This window comes from Pantoea sp. MQR6, assembly GCF_022761075.1.
Taxonomy (GTDB): Bacteria; Pseudomonadota; Gammaproteobacteria; order Enterobacterales; family Enterobacteriaceae; genus Pantoea; species Pantoea phytostimulans.
Genome location: NZ_JAKYXB010000001.1, coordinates 2150250 through 2168610, shown reverse-complemented (window position 1 = coordinate 2168610; position 18361 = coordinate 2150250). Strand labels below are relative to the sequence as shown.

Genomic DNA, 18361 nt, shown 5'->3' with positions numbered 1-18361 from the left:
TTTAGGATATCTATCCGTCATGCTTCGCGCTGCAGATGCGTTGGCTGCCTGCATTTCACCCCGGTCACTTACCTGAGTAAGCTCCCGGGGATTCATGCGTTTGCCGCCCTATTAAAATAGGTATTATCAAGGCCATAAACCCATCGCACAGGATATTGTATGTCTGACACTCAACAGCTCGATCAGCTCGTCGCCGCTTGTCACTGGATAGGCGCTAAAGGCTGGGCACCCGCGACTGGCGGTAATATGTCGGTTCGTCAGGATGAACATTTCTGTTTGCTCAGCGAATCGGGCAAAGACAAAGGTGGCCTGACGCGTGATGACTTCATCCAGGTTGAAATTGCTTCTAATCTTGCGCCTTCTGGACGCAAACCTTCTGCCGAAACCGCGTTGCACACCTTAATCTATCGACTATTTCCCGAGGCGGGCGCGGTTCTGCATACGCACACCGTTAACGCCACCGTCTTGTCTCGAGTGGAAGAGGGCGCTGCACTGCTGCTGTATGGCTACGAAATGCAAAAATCCCTGACGGGTCAGCACACGCATGAAGATACCGTGGCGATTCCGGTATTTGATAACAGCCAAGACATCGCTGCGCTGGCGTCAGAAATTGAAGATTATGCCGCCCGTTTTCCGCTGCGTTACGGCTTTTTATTACGCGGTCACGGCTTAACCTGCTGGGGCGAAAACGTCAATGAAGCACGACGTCATCTTGAAGGGTTGGAGTTTTTATTTGAATGCGAACGTCAACGTCGCCTGCTGGAGAGCAAATGATCCGCGCTATTGTCACTGATATCGAAGGCACCACCAGCGACATCCGCTTCGTGCACAACGTACTGTTTCCTTACGCCCGCCAACACTTAGCTGCCTTTATTCGCGAAAATCAGGATAACGCAGAGGTTGCTGCCGCGCTGAATGCGGTACGCATCGAAGCCGAACTGCCGGAGGCCGATCTCGCCACGATCACTGAGATCCTGTTCAGCTTTATGGATCAGGATCGTAAATCCACCGGCTTAAAAGCGCTGCAAGGGATGATCTGGCGCGCGGGTTACGTTAACGGCAGTTTTACCGGGCACCTTTACCCTGATGTTCTGCCTGCTTTAAAGGCATGGCAGCAGCAGGGTATAAAACTCTACGTATATTCTTCCGGCTCGGTTGCGGCGCAGAAATTGTTATTTGGCTACAGCGACGAAGGTGATATTACTGGCCTGTTTAGCGGTTATTTTGATACGCACGTTGGTGCCAAGCGTGAGGTTAACGCTTATCACTCTATCGCCGCCGAAATCGGCCTGCCGGCTGACCAGCTGCTGTTTCTTTCTGATATTTATCAGGAACTGGACGCAGCGGCTGAAGCCGGTTGGCAAACCCTGCAGTTGATTCGTGGCGACGCGGATAATCAAAGCCGTCATCGTCAGGTCAATAATTTTTCCCAGATTAACCCGGAGTCGATTTGAGATGAGTGCACTGACCATTTTTACTGAGAGTGAAGCCAGCCAGCCGGTATGGCACAGCACCGATGCTGAGGCAATCCGTGAACGTCTTAACGCTAAAGGTGTACGCTTTGAGCGCTGGGAAGCGGATCGCGAACTGGGTGAGAATCCTGACGCCGAAAAGGTAATTAACGCTTATCAGCATGCCATTGATCGTCTGGTCGCCGAAAAGGGTTATCAAAGTTGGGATGTCATCAGCATGCGTGCCGACAATCCCCAGAAAAGCGTGTTGCGCGAGAAGTTTCTTTCAGAGCATACCCATGGCGAAGACGAAGTGCGTTTCTTTGTTGAGGGCGCAGGATTGTTTTGCCTGCATCTGGATGGACAGATCTTGCAGATCCTGTGTGAGAAAAACGATCTGATCTCCGTTCCGGCGGGAACGCCGCACTGGTTTGATATGGGATCGTCGCCAAACTTCACTGCGATCCGTATTTTCGATAATCAGGAAGGTTGGGTAGCTAATTTTACTGGCGACAAGATTGCCGATGCTTATCCACGGCTGGATTAGCTTTTGCCTTTGCGCGTAGAGATTTGACCTCTGCGCGTTAGATGTTGGCCTCTACATACGCGGTTTTGACGTGTGTGCACTGTCCCCACCTCGGTCCCTCCCCATCAAAACGGGGAAGACCGGGAAGGGGACAAACGACCTCGCAACGCAGGAATCACTGTGGCTGAAACGCACCCAATTTTACCTGCTCTGGCGTGACCACACCGGTATTCAACACCCAACCGCTGATCAATGCAGCAGGCGTCACGTCAAATGCCGGGTTATAAACAGCCGCATTTTCGGGTGCCCATTGAACATTGCCAAAACTGCCCGCTACGCCGGTGACCTCGCTCGCCGCACGCTGTTCAATCGGAATCGCTGCGCCGTTCGGACACAAACGATCCAGCGTGGTGTGTGGCGCGGCAACATAAAATGGAATGCCATGGTAATGCGCCAGCACTGCCAAACTGTAGGTGCCAATTTTGTTCGCTACATCACCGTTCGCAGCGATGCGATCGGCACCGACCCAAATCGCATCAACCTGCTTACTGGCCATCAGGCTGGCGGCCATGGAATCGGTGATCAACTGATAGGGTATCGCCAGCTCACCCAGTTCCCATGCAGTCAACCGCCCACCCTGCAATAAAGGACGCGTTTCACCGACCCAAACATTTGCTACTTTACCTTGCTGATGCGCTCGGGCAATCACGCCCAGCGCGGTGCCTACGCCTGCGGTGGCTAATCCGCCAGTATTGCAATGTGTCAGCAAGCGGCTGCCAGGCGTGACCAACGCGCTGCCAGCGTCAGCGATATCGTCACACAGCTGCTTATCTTCTTCCACCAGACGCAGCGCTTCTTTTACAAGCGCGTCGACAAACGTCTCCTGCGCTAGCGCGAGCTTCATGCGATCAAGATTATTCATTAGGTTCACAGCGGTCGGACGCGCCGCGCGCAGGATTTCCAGCGCTTCTGCCAGCTGATCGCGCGTTTGCCCGTGCTCCGCCAGCAGCGCCAGCAGCAGCGACGCAGAAAGGCCAATCAACGGCGCACCGCGCACGCGCAAGGCATGAATATGTTCAACCAGCTGCGCCACGCTGTGCGCGGGTAGCCAGTTTTTTTGCTGCGGCAGCGCTTGCTGATCGAGGATCCAAAGCTGATTGTCACGAACCTGTAGGCTGGTGGTTTGAAGTCTCTGCATTGTCTGTGAAATCCATGTTGCGTTAATGGCGGATATTGTGCCAACATGCTTGGCGGATGTATAGACGTCTGAACGGCTTATGGCTATTTGATCCTCAAGTCTTTTGTTTATAAGGAATGGCAATGTCGCAATACCGTACCTTCACCGCTGCTGACGCTGTGGAATATGCCAAACAATTTGGCGGAGTGGACGATCCTTCTACGCTGGTCAGTGCGGAAGAGATTGGTGATGGTAACCTTAATCTGGTGTTTAAGATTTATGATAACCAAGGCAAAAGCCGCGTGGTGGTTAAGCAAGCGCTGCCCTACGTACGTTGCGTGGGAGAATCCTGGCCGTTAACGCTGGATCGTGCCCGTCTGGAAGCGCAAACGCTGGTTGAACACTATAAACATTGTCCGCAGCATACCGTTCAGATTACCCATTACGACGCAGAATTGGCCGTGATGGTGATGGAAGACCTTTCCAGTCACCGTATCTGGCGCGGCGAGCTGGTACAAGGCGTTTATTACCCGGAAGCATCGCGTCAGCTGGGTGAATATCTGGCGCAAACCCTGTTTCACACCTCTGATTTCATTTTGCATCCTCACCAGAAAAAAGCGGAGGTTGCCCGCTTTATTAACCCGGAAATGTGCGAAATCACCGAGGATCTGTTTTTCAACGATCCCTACACCGATCATGAGCGCAATAAATACCCGGAGGCGTTGGAGCCGCTGGTCGCCAGCCTGCGTCATGATGATGCGTTACGCATTGCGGTGGCGGGCCTTAAGCATCGTTTCTTTGCCAATGCTGAAGCGCTGCTGCATGGTGACATCCACAGCGGATCGATTTTTGTCGCTGACGGTAGCCTAAAAGCGATTGATGCTGAGTTTGGTTATTTCGGTCCGATTGGCTTTGATGTTGGCACCGCGTTGGGTAATTTGCTGATCAACTACTGTGGTCTGCCAGGCCTGCTGGCGCCGCGCGAAGCCGCCGATGGTCGTGAACAGCGTTTAAGCGATGTGCGCGACGTCTGGATTGCCTTCGCCCATCGCTTTCTTGAACTGGCTGAAGCCAAAACCACCGATGTTGCCATGGCATATCCAGGCTATGCGCAGGCGTTTTTACGTAAAGTATGGGCGGATACGATTGGCTACTGCGGTACCGAGCTGATTCGTCGTACTGTGGGCATGTCTCACGTTGCGGATATGAAGCTCATTAAAGATGAGGCGATGCGCACGGAGTGTATTCGTAACGCCATCACGCTGGGCCGCACGCTGATTCTGGCCGCCGATCATATTGAGGATGTGGAAGCGCTGCTGGCCCGCATTCGCCAGGCTGTCTGAAAAAGCGGATAAAAAAGGCCGACATTGCGTCGGCCTGTTAGGGAATGATTCATCGGATCATCAAGCGGCTTCGCTGGCACGACCCGGTTTCTGCTCCGCCGCTTTAGCCGGCACCGCCAACGCATCTGCAGCAAACTCATCAACGTTAATGGAGCGCAATCGACTCGCTTCGGCGCGTTTCAGCACCTCAGCTTCTTGCACATCAATTAAGCCCTGTTCCAGCGCCTGCGTTGCCAGCGCATCAAGCCGGGTAAAAGAGAGATGCTTTTTAGTCTGTTTGCATAGCCGATCGTGAATCACTTCCGCCGCCATCACATCCTGCAAGGCTTGCTCCAGCTGTCCTGCCGGATTATGTTCACTCGGCGTCAGATATTGGCCGCGACCTAAACGAGTACGCGTCGCTGACGGCAGCTGCAGCAATCTTGCGAGCTGGTGATCGAGACGATCAGAAGGCGCTGGACACTGTTTGCCGCCGGCAAAAATCACCAGGCGGAGCACGCCTGAAACTAAGCGATTCGGGAAGTTACGCAGCAGATCATCCATGGCATCTTCCGCCTGATGCAAGGCATCCTGTACGCCCCAATGCACCAGCGGCAGATCGGCTTCGTTGCGGCCCTCATCGTCATAACGTTTCAGCGTTGCGGAGGCGAGATAGAGCTGGCTCAGCACATCACCTAAACGGGCTGAAATGCGTTCGCGACGTTTCAAGCTACCGCCCAGCACTGCCATCGAAACATCTGACAGCAAAGCGAGATTAGCGCTGATGCGGTTCAGGTGCTGATAATAGCGGCGCGTTGCATCACGCGTTGGCGTGGCGCTGGTGCGGCCGCCGGTTAAACCCAACCACAAACTGCGCACGTGGTTACTGCCGACATGACCTATGTGGCTGAACAACGCGTTGTCAAAAGCACTGACATCATTGTTGGCTGCTGCTGCCATCTCTTGCAAAACATAAGGATGGCAACGAATCGCGCCCTGACCAAAAATGATCATGCTGCGCGTCAGAATATTCGCGCCTTCAACCGTAATCGCGATGGGCGCGCCCTGATAGGCACGGGCGAGAAAATTGCTGTTGCCGAGCATGATGCCTTTGCCGCCTGCAATATCCATGGCGTCGATAATGGCGCGCTGACCGCGATGGGTGCAGTGATATTTGACGATTGCAGAGAGCACCGCCGGTTTCTCGCCCTGCATAATACCGGTGGTAATCAGCGTCGCGGCTGCATCCATCACATAAGCATTTCCGGCGATCCGCGCGAGCGGCTCTTCAATTCCTTCCATTTTACCGATTGGTAATTTGAACTGGCGACGAATATGCGCATAAGCACCGGTTGCCAGCGCCACGCTTTTCAGGCTGCCGGTAGAGTTTGATGGCAATGTAATACCGCGCCCAACCGACAAGCATTCAACCAGCATCCGCCAGCCTTGTCCGGCCATTTCTGGGCCGCCGATAATAAAATCGATCGGTACGAAGATATCTTTGCCGCGTGTTGGACCATTTTGAAACGGGACGTTTAACGGGAAGTGTCGATTGCCAATTTCAACGCCTGGCGTATGGGTGGGGATCAACGCACAAGTAATACCGAGTTCTTTGGTTGCGCCCAGCAATCCTTCAGGATCGCTGAGTTTAAATGCCAGCCCCAGCACGGTGGCAATGGGGGCCAGCGTGATATAACGCTTATTCCAGGTCAGACGCATACCCAGAACGTGCTGGCCTTGCCAGTCGCCCATGCACACCACGCCGGTATCGGGAATAGCGCCTGCGTCCGAACCCGCTTCCGGGCTGGTCAGAGCAAAACAAGGGATCTCTTCACCACGCGCCAGACGCGGTAAATAGTGATCTTTCTGTTTGTCGGTGCCGTAATGTTGCAGCAGTTCACCGGGGCCAAGTGAGTTCGGAACGCCGACGGTAATGGCTAAAATGCCCGACACGCCAGCCAGTTTTTGCAGCACACGCGCTTGTGCATACGCTGAGAATTCCAGTCCGCCATACTCTTTTTTAATGATCATGGCGAAGAAGCGATGCTGTTTTAAATACGCCCAGAGTTCAGGCGGCAGATCGGCCATTTCATGGGTGATCTGAAAATCATTTGCCAGGCGGCAAGCTTCTTCAACCGGGCCATCGATAAAGGCTTGCTCGTCGGCGGTCAGACGCGGCTGCGGATAGTTGTGCAGCTTCTGCCAGTCTGGTTTACCTTGAAACAGATCGCCTTCCCACCAGGTTGTACCGGCCTCAATCGCCTCTTTCTCGGTGCGCGACATCGGTGGCATCACTTTCTGAAAACGCTGTAGCATCGGTTTGGAAAAGAGATCACGGCGCAACGCGGGCAAATTGAAAGGCAGCAGGATAATGGCTAACGGCAGCAGCAACCAAGGTGTCCAGAGCTGAGCCGCCGCCAGCGCGCCGGTCCACAGCAGCAGAATCAGGCTACTCAACCGCAGCGAAATGCGGTGATAAAACAAGGCGCTAATCAGCACCACCGTCGCAAGTATCGAAACAACCATCATAATGAACCGCCTGTAAAGTAGTAAGAGGTCTGACCTGTTATGAGTAGATCTTTAGAGCAGTTGGTTTGATTTAGCAATTCGTTTACATCGCAGTTACGACCTTCCTCACAAAATCGTTGCGCGCGGTTTTTTCCGGGCAGAAGTCCCGCCAAATTTTCGCGGGGAAAGGGGGACGGATAGGGTGCGGTGCTTTGCGCTGACCGGCCATTCCGTTAAACTTGCTGCGATAAACCTCCCTTTAAAGGACATCCCTATGTACCAGGACATTATTCGTTCAGAACTTAATGAAGCCGCCGATACGTTAAATAATTTTCTGAGCGATGAAGCCAATATCCATGCGATTCAACGCGCTGCGGTGATGCTGGCCGACAGTTTTAAAGCAGGTGGAAAAGTGTTGTCGTGCGGTAATGGTGGCTCGCATTGCGATGCGATGCATTTCGCTGAAGAGTTAACGGGCCGCTACCGCGAAAATCGTCCTGGTTATCCGGCGATTGCCATCTCTGACGTCAGCCATCTTTCCTGCGTCAGCAACGATTTTGGTTACGACTATGTGTTCTCGCGTTACATTGAAGCCGTGGGGCGTTCTGGCGATGTACTGCTGGGCCTGTCTACTTCCGGTAACTCTGCCAATATCATTAAAGCGATTGAAGCCGCGCGTGCACAAGGCATGAAAGTCATTACGCTGACCGGCAAAGATGGCGGAAAAATGGCGGGAACAGCCGATATTGAAATCCGTGTGCCGCATTTTGGCTATGCTGACCGTATTCAGGAAATTCACATAAAAGTGATTCATATCCTGATGCTGCTGATTGAAAAAGAGATGGTGAAGTAACAGCATTGCCTCCTGCTCGACGGGAGGCGTTTAACTAAGGCGGTTGCTATGTGCGAATTGCTCGGGATGAGCGCCAATGTACCAACGGATATCTGTTTCAGCTTCACCGGTCTGGTGCAGCGCGGCGGTGGAACCGGGCCACACAAAGATGGTTGGGGCATTACGTTTTACGAGGATAAAGGCTGCCGCACGTTTAAAGATCCGCTGCCCAGCTATAACTCGCCAATTGCGCGCTTAGTGCAGGAATACCCCATCAAATCCCATTCGGTGGTGGCACATATTCGTCAGGCCAATCGCGGACAGGTATCGCTGGAAAACACCCATCCGTTTACACGTGAATTATGGGGACGCAACTGGACCTACGCTCACAACGGCCAACTCAAAGGTTATCGTCAGCTGGAAACCGGCACTTTCCGTCCGGTGGGTGAAACTGACAGCGAAAAGGCTTTTTGCTGGATTCTGCATAAGCTGGCGACACGTTATCCGCGCACACCAGGTAACTGGCCTGCGGTATTTCGTTATATCGGTGAATTAGCCGGCGAGCTGCGGCAGAAAGGCGTGTTCAATATGTTGCTGTCAGACGGACGTTATTTGATGGCGTTCTGTTCCACCAATCTCTTTTGGATCACGCGCCGTGCGCCGTTTGGCCGTGCGCAGTTGCTTGATCAGGATGTTGAGGTTGATTTTCAAGAACACACTACTGCCAATGATATCGTGACGGTGATAGCGACGCAGCCGTTGACAGGAAATGAAACCTGGCACCGGATAGTGCCAGGTGAATGGGCATTATTCTGCCTTGGAGAGCGCCAGGAATGATTTGGACGCAGCTTCGGGATTGGTTATCACCGGGCTGTTGTTCATGACATATTTACCGCTGGTCACGTTAACCGTGGGTGGCTGGTGGTATTTGTCGAAATACGCATAGCCCGGTTGCAGCTCACGCCAGAAATTGGCGTAGGTTGAGTAACGATGACGCTGCATGTTGCTTTCAGTCATGCGGAACGGATAGATGCTAATGCTCACCTCTGGTTGCCCATTGCGCAGCGCCGCATCCACATAATTAAAAATTTCATCCATGTAGGCGTTGGTCATGGCGTAACAGCCAATCGATTTGCAATCACCGTGGATCATCAAATAGTTGCCGTTGTAGCCCTGATCGCGATCGTATTGGTTCGGAAAACCAATGTTAATAGCGCGATAGAAGCGGCTATCGGGCTTCAGCTGATTCAGCTTAACGTTATAAAATCCTTCCGGGCTTTTGAAATCGCCTTGACGACGTTTCGGGCCGAGGCCGCCAGAAAAATTACAGATGCGATAGGTGTCCAGTAGACGGTATTCATTACCGATTTTACCGTACAACTCTAACGTACGTTCTTCCTTGAAAATCTGGATATAAACTGGCGTGCCGAGTAACTGTTTCTTTAATTCTTTATTCACCGGCGCCAGTTGTTGAACGGGTTCAGGTGTCATTGCCATGCTGAGGGCTGGCATCAAAATCATCGCAAACAGGAGTGCGATTTTGCCCATGCTGTGTGTACCTTGACGTGAAGAAGAACAATGACGCCGAACAGCGTCTCTGCTTGCATTATCGGAAAACTCCGCTACCGCTGCGCAACATTAACATTGTCTGTTTTTTTAGCAAGACTATGTCCTGGAAAATGGCAGTTTCCTAAAGGGAATACGGCCAAAAATTTGTAAACTTTAATGCCTCGCTCAACAAATATTGCAGTTACTTTTGCCGACTGTATACTTATCCAGTATTGGAGGAGGGTATGCGCAAGATTATTCATGTTGATATGGACTGCTTTTATGCCGCGGTTGAAATGCGTGATGATCCCTCATTACGCGATATCCCTATCGCTATTGGCGGTAGCCGTGAACGCCGTGGCGTAATCAGTACCGCCAACTATCCTGCCCGAAAATATGGTGTGCGTAGCGCAATGCCTACCGGAATGGCGCTGAAATTATGCCCTCATTTACGCCTGTTACCGGGCCGCTTTGCTGCTTATAAAGAAGCATCAGCGCAAATTCGCGACATCTTCTTGCGTTATACCCCGCTCATTGAACCGCTTTCCCTGGATGAAGCCTATTTAGATGTCACCGACAGCCTGCACTGTCACGGCTCCGCTACGCTGATCGCTAAAGATATCCGCGCCACAATCTATCGTGAAACCCAGTTAACCGCGTCTGCGGGCATTGCGCCGATTAAATTTCTCGCCAAGATTGCTTCCGATTTGAATAAGCCAGACGGGCAATATGTGATTACACCGCCAGAGATGGCGGGGTTTTTATTGACATTACCGCTGGCAAAAATTCCCGGTGTGGGCAAGGTGTCCGCAAAGAAGTTGGAAGAGATGGGCCTGCATACCTGCGGCGATGTGCAGAAAGCAGATTTGGCGCAACTGTTAAAGCGGTTCGGTAAGTTTGGTCGCATTCTTTGGGAGCGCAGCAACGGCATTGATGAACGTGGCGTGGTGGTGGAGCGTGAACGCAAGTCGCTGGGCGTAGAAAGAACGCTGGCGGAGGATATTGAGAGTTGGGAAGCCTGCCTGACCATCATCGATTATCTCTATGAGGAACTGGATCGCCGTTTGACGCAGATCCGACCCGATAAATTAATCGCTCGTCAGGGCGTTAAATTAAAATTTAACGATTTCCAGCAGACGACGCAGGAACACATTTGGCCGGTGCTGAACAAGGAAGATATGATTGCGGTGGCGCGTAAAACCTGGGACGAGCGACGGGCGGGAAGAGGCGTTCGGCTGGTGGGATTGCACGTCACGCTGGTGGATCCGCAGCTTGAACGGCAGTTGCTGTTGGGTTTGTAGTTTAGGGGAATGCGCGCGCTGTCCCTCATCCTAATCTCTTTAGGTTAGGCGTCGTTTATTTCCCATCTTGGTCCCTATAAGTGCGAGGCCGTTTGTCCCCCACCTCAGTCCTCCCCCATAAATGGGGGAGGAAGATGCTGCTTTATGTGAGTATTTAAGCTGCATGTGGCAGCGTCTCCTTCCCCTGTCAAAACGGGGGAAGGCCGGGATGGGGACAAACGACCCCGGACTCAATAAGACCAGGGAGGGACAAACGACTTCTTACTTCTTATATTTCGCTTCCAGCGTGGCAAACCACGGTGCAACGAAATCGTCGTTGCTGCCCCAGCCCGGAATGATTTTGTTCAGCGAAGCCACGTTAACCGCACCTTGCTGACTGTTGAGCTGCTGCTGAGAAATCGAAGCGGCTTTAAATTCGTAAGTCGCGGGCGTTTCTTCACCGGCAATCTTCTTCGCCACCAGACGCATATTCACGGCGCCAATGGTTTTTGGATCCACCGCGAACGTTTGCACCCACGGGCTGCCTTTCTCACGCATCAACTGCAAATCCTGGTTTGAGACGTCAATGCTGTACAGCTTGATCTCGGTACGACCATTTTCCTGCAGCGCTTTGTATGCGCCCTGACTAAAGGCATCCCATGCGCCCCAAATGGCATCAATCTGACCTTTTGGATACTTCGCCAGAATAGCGCCGATTTTATTGGCGGTATCGCCCTGTACGTCCGTAGAAACCGCACCAATCGATTCCAATTGATGAATGCCCGGGTTGGCTTTCAGTAATTTTTCATACACCACCTGACGACGTTCCATTGCGGGGAATCCGGCCACCCAAAGCTTAACGATATTCGCTTTACCGTTGAAATCTTTGATTACCTGCTCCAGCGACAACTGTGCCAGAGAAGCATCATCCTGCGCTGTCACGGTAACGCCGTTAATCGGCGAATCAACCGGCGTATCGAAGACGGAAAGCTTGATGCCGGAATCAGCGATGCGCTTCACCAAACCGTTGGCATAGGGCGCTTTACCGTGCGACAGGATAATGCCGTCATATTTTTGGCTGATCGCCTGATTAACGAAATCCTGAAAACGCGCATCATCGCCATTGCTCAGAAAGGTACTGACCTTAAAGCCCAGCTTGCGACCTTCCTGAATTGCACCAGCCACAAACTGCGTGGTGTTGTCATCGGAACCCAGGTTACGGATTACTGCGATGCGGATCGGACCGTCGTGATTAGCGATAACAGCAGGAACCGGCGTCACGGTGGCGGCAAATACAGCGCTGGTATTCAGCAGGCTTACAGCCAGCAGCGAGAGCGTGATTTTTTTCATTATTGTTAACTCCAAAAGGATAAATTTAGGCCCGTTAATTCAGTAAGAATGCGCGCCTCAGCGGCGCTGCATGTAAGTCATCGCCAAGGCTAACGCCAGCACTAAGCCTTTAATGATATCCATGGCGTAATAGGGCACCGACAGCATCACTAAACCGTTTTGCAATACGCCCAGAATGACCGCACCGACCAGCGTGCCCAAGGCGTTGGGTTTACCCGAACCGGCCAGCGAAAGGCCAATCCAGGCTGCCGCAACGGCATCCATCAGATAGCCGCTACCCGCATTGACTTGGGATGAGCCGATACGTGAGGCCAGCAAAATGCCACCCAGTCCTGCCAGCAGCGAGGCAATAACGTAAGCCAGCACGCGATAGCGCGTGGTGCGAATACCGGAAAGGCGCGCCGCTTCAGGATTGCCGCCCAATGCGTACATGCGTCGCCCATGCTTAGTCAGTGACATCGCCAACTGTGCCACGACCGTCACCACTAACATGATGATCACAATGGTCGGAACCTGGCCAAGCAGGCCAAAAGCCGCGGGAATGGTGCCTTCCGCCATATCGCCGCTGGGCAACACCATGTTCTCGGTGATCGAGCCGCCAAAGCTGTAAGTCATCGCCACGCCCTGAATCACAAACAGCGTTGCCAGTGTGGCGAGCATGTCTGGAATGCGCAGAATAACGATCAGAAAAGCGTTAAACAGACCCACCAGCGTACAAAGCGCCAGGGTGATGACGATCGCTTCGGTGGTGTTGAAGCCGTACCAAACGAACAGCGAGATGACCAGCGCATTGGCCAGTGAGGCGGTTGCGCCAACAGAAAGATCAAAGCCGCCAATGGTCAACGAGATCGATACGCCAACAGCAATCACCGTCACGATCGCAATGGATCGCAAAATATTGATGATGTTATTGGGATCGAGAAAGCTGTCAGATGCCAGACCAAAGGCGGCGATCAGGATCACTACCGTCAGTAACATGCCCCACTTATAGAGGAAATCGAACAGGCGATGGCGCAGCGAAGGCGACGCGGGATTCAGGGATAGTTCTTTACTGCTCACGCTGGGGTTCCTCCGGTGGAATAAAGCAAAAGCGTCTCTTCTGTGACCTCACGCGTGTCCAGTTCTGCCACGATGCGTCCGTCCCAAAGTACACAAATGCGGTCGCATAAGCCGACCAGTTCAGAAAATTCACCCGACGCGTAGATAACACCTTTGCCTTCACGCGCCAGGCCATCAATCAGGGTAAAGAGTTCGGTTTTGGCTTTGATGTCGACACCTTTGGTCGGCTCATCAAAAATCAGTACGTCTGCGTTGTTACGCAGCCATTTACCGATAGCCACTTTTTGCTGGTTGCCGCCTGAAAGGCGACGCAGCGTTTGCGCCGGGCCGGTGGTGCGCACGTTGAGGCGGCGAATAATCTCTTCTGCCCAACGCCACGCCTGACGATGACCAAACAGGCTCCAGCGGGAAAAGCTACTGTCAGCGCTTACGCTCAGATTCATCGCGACGGATTCATCAATAAAAATCCCTTCTTTACGTCGCTCTTCCGGCACCAGCGCCATACGCTGCGACACGGAATCATAGGGCGATGTGGGTTTCCAGGCTTTGCCGTGCAGTTCACCACGCGTGATGCGGCTTTTACTGGCACCAAACAGCGCTTTGCACAGTTCGGTTTTGCCCGCGCCCGCCAGGCCTGCAATGCCAAGAATCTCGCCTTTATGCAAGCGTAGCGAAATGTCTTGCAGCAACCGCTCATCATGCAGACCTTCAATTGCCAGCAACACGGGCTGGTGCTGGCGTTCACGCCGGGCTGGATATATATCGGTGAGTTGATGACCCAACATTTTTTCGACGATTTGCTCACCGCTCAGCGTTGCCATTGGAGCGCTTTCGATCAGGCAGCCATCGCGCAGCACCGTCAGGCGATCGCAAATCGCTTTCAATTCGTGAATACGGTGGGAAATAAACACCACACCCATCCCACTGGTCTGCAAGCGGCGCACAACGTTGAACAGACGCTCGCTTTCGTGTTGGTCCAATGGCGCGGTAGGTTCGTCCAGAATCAGGAAACGGCAGTGATGCGACAACGCGCGCGCCAGCAAAATCTGCTGCTTTTCAGCAAGCGAACAGCGCTCAACCAGACGATTGACGTCAATCGCCACATCGAGCTGAGCGAGCAGGGCGCGAGCCCGTCGACGAATTTCACCCCAGCGATAAGCGTGTCCCGGCTCCGCCAGCTGATCTAACAGAATGTTCTCCGCCACGCTTAACTGCGGCACCAGCGCCACATCAACTTCCTGCTGCACCAGGTGAATACCGAGCTGTTTGGCATCACGCGGGCTGCGAATCGACACCGGCTGACCATCCAGCAAAATTTCACCGCTGTAATGGCTATGTGCGCCAGACAACACCGCCATTAACGTTGATTTTCCTGCGCCGTTGGCACCCGTCAGCGCATGAACGGAATGACCTTCACTGACAAAATCTACCTGCGTCAACGCGGCGAATCCGCCGAAGGCGATGGAGATGTTACGCATCTCAAGGCGGTTTAACACGCGCATTGAAGGAAGTCTCCATAAGAAATAACTGGCCGCATTTTTTCCTGAAGTATCAGGCGCAGCAACAGTCGAAAGCGCATAAGCTAGCACAAAATCTTATTAGCCATCCAGACATCTGGACATAATGGCGGCTATAACTGGTTGGGCGTTGTAAGCTGGTGATTTAAGGTGGGGAGACGCATTAACGCAGCGTTTTATGCTGCTTCTGACGCGCAGGCATAAAAAAACCAGGCCGTAGCCTGGTTGATTATTTTGTAACGAAATTACTTTTCTGGAATCACATTCAACAAGGTTGTCAGCAACTTCCAGTACAGGCCCACGCTTTCGATATGAACCTGTTCGTCTGGCGAGTGCGGCCCGGTGATGGTTGGCCCAATAGAAACCATATCCATGTTTGGATAGGGCTTCTTGAACAAACCACATTCCAGACCTGCATGAATCACCTGAATATTTGGCGTCTTGTCGAACAGCGCAATGTAGGTTTGACGGGTCAGCGCCATGATCGGCGAATCTGCGTCTGGCTGCCAGCCCGGATAGCCGCCTTTCGGCATCGTCTGCGCACCAGCCAATTTGCCAAGCGAGGTCAGCATCTGCACCACGTAATCGCGACCGGTATCGATCAATGAACGGATCAGGCAGTTGATTTCAGCTTTATCAGCGTCCATCGTCACTACACCAATGTTCAGTGAGGTTTCAACCACGCCAATGGCCACGTCAGAGTTGCGAATCACACCGTTTGGTGTGCTGTTCAACAAGTTCAGGAAGCGATCACGGCTGTCAGCGGTCAGCGCCTGGCCTTGATGCGCCAGCGGCTCGGTAACCAATGCAATGTTCTTCTCTTTTACGCCATGTTCGTTCTGCAGTGCAGAAAGAAAATGCGCAGCGGCCGCTTTCAGGGCATCAACCTTGTGGCTTTCAATGGCCAGCGTGGCGAAAGCTTCACGTGGGATGGCGTTACGCAAGGTGCCGCCGGTGAATTCCACCAGACGCACATCCAGCTCTGACGCATGCGAAGCCAGAAAACGCGCCAGCAGTTTGTTGGCATTGCCCAGACCTAAGTGAATGTCGGCACCGGAGTGACCGCCTTTCAGGCCCTTAAGCGTCATTTTCAGGGTTTCGAAATCTGCGGGAACTGCTTCACGCGTCAGCGGCAGCGTAGTAATGAAATCAATACCCCCCGCGCAGCCCATGTAGATCTCACCCTCTTCTTCAGAGTCGGTGTTGATCAGGATGTCCGCTTGCAACCAGTTCGGTTGCAGGCCAAATGCGCCATCCATGCCGGTTTCTTCGGTCATGGTCAGCAGCACTTCCAGCGGGCCGTGAGTCAGCGTGTTATCTGCCAATACCGCCAGCGCTGATGCCATACCAATGCCATTATCCGCACCCAGCGTGGTACCGCGCGCTTTCACCCATTCGCCATCAACATAGGGTTGAATCGGATCTTTGGTGAAGTCGTGAACGGTGTCGTTGTTTTTCTGCGGCACCATATCAAGATGCGCCTGCAGCGCGACCGGCTTGCGATTTTCCAGCCCAGCGGTGGCGGGTTTGCGAATCAGGATGTTGCCGACTGCGTCGCGTTCACACCAGAAACCTTGTTCTTTAGCCCAGCCAACGATGTAGGAGGCGAGTGCTTCCTCATGGAAAGAAGGGTGCGGAATCGAGCAGATCTTAGCGAAAATATCCCACAGCGGCTGTGGCGAAAGTTGAGACAATTCAGACACGACAAGTCTCCTGTGTCAGTGCGCCGGATGTACCAGAGGGCGCGAGTTTCCAGTGAAAGATCGCCGTCAGAGAATCTGACGAGATGGACCCGAGAATATCACTGTTTATAGTTGGGTGTGCAATCAGACGCACTAAAAACCGGCAACCAGTGCGCGGGTGCTGGTTTTTAGCGCGTCATATCCTTATAATCTCGCGCAACCTTTTCCCCGTTGCATATTTTTTAAGCCAATCCTGTTGGCTGGGAACCTATTTATTATGAGCGAAAAATACGTCGTTACCTGGGACATGCTGCAGATTCATGCCCGTAAACTGGCTCAGCGCCTGCTTCCTGTTGAACAGTGGACAGGCATTATCGCGGTCAGCCGTGGTGGTCTGGTACCGGCTTCGCTGCTGGCGCGTGAATTGGGTATTCGCTATGTCGATACCGTCTGTATCTCAAGCTACGACCACGATCATCAGCGCGAAATGAAAGTTCTGAAGCGTGCTGAAGGTGATGGTGAAGGCTTTATCATCATTGACGATTTGGTTGATACCGGCGGCACCGCTCAGGCGATTCGCGACATGTATCCCAAAGCGCGTTTCTGCACCATCTTTGCTAAACCTGCCGGTCGTGAACTGGTGGACGACTATATTGTCGACATCCCACAAAATACCTGGATTGAGCAGCCGTGGGACATGGGCGTGGTTTATGTGCCGCCGATTGTCAAAGGCTGATTGATTTACCACAAACAACGCCCGGTTTTCCGGGCGTTGTGCTTTCTTCGCCTCGCACCTTGTTATGCCGTGCAGTACACTTAGCCATCGCCGCGTTTACCGCAGGAGAAAGTTGTATGCCGAGCAACAACCTAAGCGAAGAGCTGTTCAAGCCACGCTTCAAACACCCCGAAACCTCTTCACTGGTTCGCCGTCAACATCACGCCACGCGTGCTGTGCATTCCACCCTTGATGGTAACAGTCAGCGCGGCTGGTATCGCATGCTCAATAAACTGATGTGGACATGGCGCGGCCTGACGCCGCAAGAGATCAGCGAAGTGCTGGCGCGTATCGCCATCAGCAACGTCGAACACACGAATGAGAGCTTGCTGGATACGGTGATTGGCTATCGCAGCGGCAACTGGAATTACGAGTGGTGTAAACAGGCTGCACAGTGGCAGCAAAAAGCGCAGGAAACTGAAGATGACGATCAGCTGGCGGGTAAACACTGGCTGCACGCTGCACATCTCTATAGCCTTGCCGCCTATCCTTATATAAAGGGTGATGAATTAGCCGATCAGGCCCAAGTCCTGGCCAATCGCGCTTACGAAGAAGCGACGCAACGGCTTCCCGGTGAACTGAAGGCGCTGACATTTCCAATAAGTGGTGGCAGCCCGGTGAACGGCTTTCTGCACATGCCGCCTGGTGTTCAGGCACCGTATCCGACTGTGCTGTTTTGTGGTGCGCTGGATTCACTGCAAAGCGATCACTACCGCCTGTTTCATGATTATCTCGCCCCACGTGGTATTGCGATGTTGACCATTGATGTGCCATCGGTGGGGTATTCGGTGAAATGGACGCTGAATCAGGACACCAGCTTTTTGCACCAGCAAGTGCTGCGCGAGCTGCAAAACGTGCCTTGGGTTGATCATACCCGCGTAGCGGCGTTTGGATATCGCTTTGGTGCCAATGTGGCGGTGCGGCTGGCGTATCTCGAAGCATCGCGGTTGCGTGCGGTAGCGTGTCTTGGGCCCATAGTGCACAGTTTATTTACGCAGCCGGCGCTGCAAAATGAAGTACCAGACATGTACATGGATATGCTCGCCAGTCGCCTGGGGATGTCATCCACATCTGATAGCGCGCTGCGCACTGAATTGAACCGCTATTCGCTGAAAACCCAAGGTTTACTGGGCCGACGCACACCTACGCCAATGCTGGCAGGTTACTGGTCAAAAGATCTCTTCAGCCCAGAAGAAGAGGCAAAATTGATCGCGAATTCATCTTCTGATGGAAAAGCGATGTTGATTCCCGTCACGCCGATGATGGCCAGCTTTGATCGCGCGCTTAATGAAATTTGCGACTGGCTTGAGAAGCGGTTAAAAAGGTAACTGGCA

General features: G+C 53.0%; 16 protein-coding genes. 9 read left to right on the top strand and 7 right to left on the bottom strand.

Annotated elements, in window-relative coordinates; genetic code table 11:
* The first annotated feature begins 159 nt into the window (after positions 1-159).
* From MUG06_RS10205 to MUG06_RS10195, 3 genes are read left to right on the top strand one after another with little or no spacing between them, the layout of a single operon-like run.
* On the top strand, positions 160-774 hold the full coding sequence (locus MUG06_RS10205; protein WP_215847527.1) for a methylthioribulose 1-phosphate dehydratase: 615 nt from the start codon (positions 160-162) through the stop codon (positions 772-774).
* Complete coding sequence (gene mtnC, locus MUG06_RS10200) at positions 771-1454, top strand: acireductone synthase (protein WP_243078466.1); 684 nt, start codon at positions 771-773, stop codon at positions 1452-1454. Before MUG06_RS10205 ends, mtnC begins: the two co-directional genes overlap by 4 nt.
* A 1-nt stretch (position 1455) precedes the next feature.
* Entirely contained in the window at positions 1456-1998 is a 543-nt protein-coding gene (locus tag MUG06_RS10195) for an acireductone dioxygenase (RefSeq protein WP_215847525.1), read from the top strand.
* Positions 1999-2152: 154 nt separating this feature from the next.
* Here MUG06_RS10195 and mtnA read toward each other — a convergent pair whose 3' ends face one another.
* Positions 2153-3175 carry an S-methyl-5-thioribose-1-phosphate isomerase gene (mtnA, locus tag MUG06_RS10190; RefSeq protein WP_243078465.1) on the bottom strand — a complete coding sequence of 341 codons (1023 nt, stop codon included), beginning with the start codon at positions 3173-3175 and terminating at the stop codon, positions 2153-2155.
* Between the two features lie 122 nt (positions 3176-3297).
* Here mtnA and mtnK point away from each other — a divergent pair, with 122 nt between their 5' ends.
* On the top strand, positions 3298-4497 hold the full coding sequence (gene mtnK, locus MUG06_RS10185; RefSeq protein WP_243078464.1) for an S-methyl-5-thioribose kinase: 1200 nt from the start codon (positions 3298-3300) through the stop codon (positions 4495-4497).
* 60 nt (positions 4498-4557) lie between these two features.
* On the opposite strand, the gene fadE is transcribed toward mtnK, so the two are convergent.
* Entirely contained in the window at positions 4558-7005 is a 2448-nt protein-coding gene (gene fadE / locus MUG06_RS10180; RefSeq protein ID WP_243078463.1) for an acyl-CoA dehydrogenase FadE, read from the bottom strand.
* A 253-nt stretch (positions 7006-7258) separates the two neighbouring features.
* On the opposite strand from fadE, the gene lpcA reads away from it, so the two are divergent.
* Both lpcA and MUG06_RS10170 read left to right on the top strand, forming a co-directional pair.
* Positions 7259-7837: a D-sedoheptulose 7-phosphate isomerase gene (lpcA, locus tag MUG06_RS10175; RefSeq protein ID WP_215847521.1), complete on the top strand. Its 579-nt coding sequence runs from the start codon at positions 7259-7261 to the stop codon at positions 7835-7837.
* A 48-nt stretch (positions 7838-7885) separates the two neighbouring features.
* Positions 7886-8653 carry a class II glutamine amidotransferase gene (locus tag MUG06_RS10170; protein ID WP_243078462.1) on the top strand — a complete coding sequence of 256 codons (768 nt, stop codon included), beginning with the start codon at positions 7886-7888 and terminating at the stop codon, positions 8651-8653.
* On the opposite strand, the gene dpaA is transcribed toward MUG06_RS10170, so the two are convergent.
* Complete coding sequence (gene dpaA / locus MUG06_RS10165; protein WP_215847519.1) at positions 8624-9364, bottom strand: peptidoglycan meso-diaminopimelic acid protein amidase; 741 nt, start codon at positions 9362-9364, stop codon at positions 8624-8626. The two genes, MUG06_RS10170 and dpaA, sit on opposite strands and share 30 nt — an antisense overlap.
* Before the next feature lie 245 nt (positions 9365-9609).
* On the opposite strand from dpaA, the gene dinB reads away from it, so the two are divergent.
* On the top strand, positions 9610-10665 hold the full coding sequence (dinB, locus tag MUG06_RS10160; RefSeq protein WP_215847518.1) for a DNA polymerase IV: 1056 nt from the start codon (positions 9610-9612) through the stop codon (positions 10663-10665).
* Positions 10666-10926: 261 nt separating this feature from the next.
* Here the strand turns inward: dinB and MUG06_RS10155 are convergent, their stop codons facing one another.
* The 4 genes from MUG06_RS10155 to pepD form a co-directional block, all read right to left on the bottom strand.
* Positions 10927-11994, bottom strand: coding sequence for a sugar ABC transporter substrate-binding protein (locus MUG06_RS10155; RefSeq protein WP_243078461.1), 1068 nt, complete (start codon positions 11992-11994; stop codon positions 10927-10929).
* A gap of 57 nt (positions 11995-12051) precedes the next feature.
* Positions 12052-13053: an ABC transporter permease gene (locus tag MUG06_RS10150; RefSeq protein WP_215847517.1), complete on the bottom strand. Its 1002-nt coding sequence runs from the start codon at positions 13051-13053 to the stop codon at positions 12052-12054.
* Complete coding sequence (locus MUG06_RS10145; protein ID WP_243078460.1) at positions 13050-14555, bottom strand: sugar ABC transporter ATP-binding protein; 1506 nt, start codon at positions 14553-14555, stop codon at positions 13050-13052. Before MUG06_RS10145 ends, MUG06_RS10150 begins: the two co-directional genes overlap by 4 nt.
* Positions 14556-14815: 260 nt before the next feature.
* On the bottom strand, positions 14816-16273 hold the full coding sequence (gene pepD / locus MUG06_RS10140) for a beta-Ala-His dipeptidase (protein ID WP_243078459.1): 1458 nt from the start codon (positions 16271-16273) through the stop codon (positions 14816-14818).
* A gap of 256 nt (positions 16274-16529) precedes the next feature.
* Here pepD and gpt point away from each other — a divergent pair, with 256 nt between their 5' ends.
* Together gpt and frsA are read left to right on the top strand one after the other, a co-directional pair.
* The gene (gene gpt, locus MUG06_RS10135) at positions 16530-16988 is read left to right on the top strand and encodes a xanthine phosphoribosyltransferase (RefSeq protein WP_215847515.1); all 459 of its coding nucleotides are present in this window, start codon (positions 16530-16532) and stop codon (positions 16986-16988) included.
* Between the two features lie 116 nt (positions 16989-17104).
* Positions 17105-18355, top strand: a complete 1251-nt coding sequence (frsA, locus tag MUG06_RS10130; protein WP_243078458.1) for an esterase FrsA — start codon at positions 17105-17107, stop codon at positions 18353-18355.
* The last annotated feature ends 6 nt before the right edge of the window (positions 18356-18361 follow it).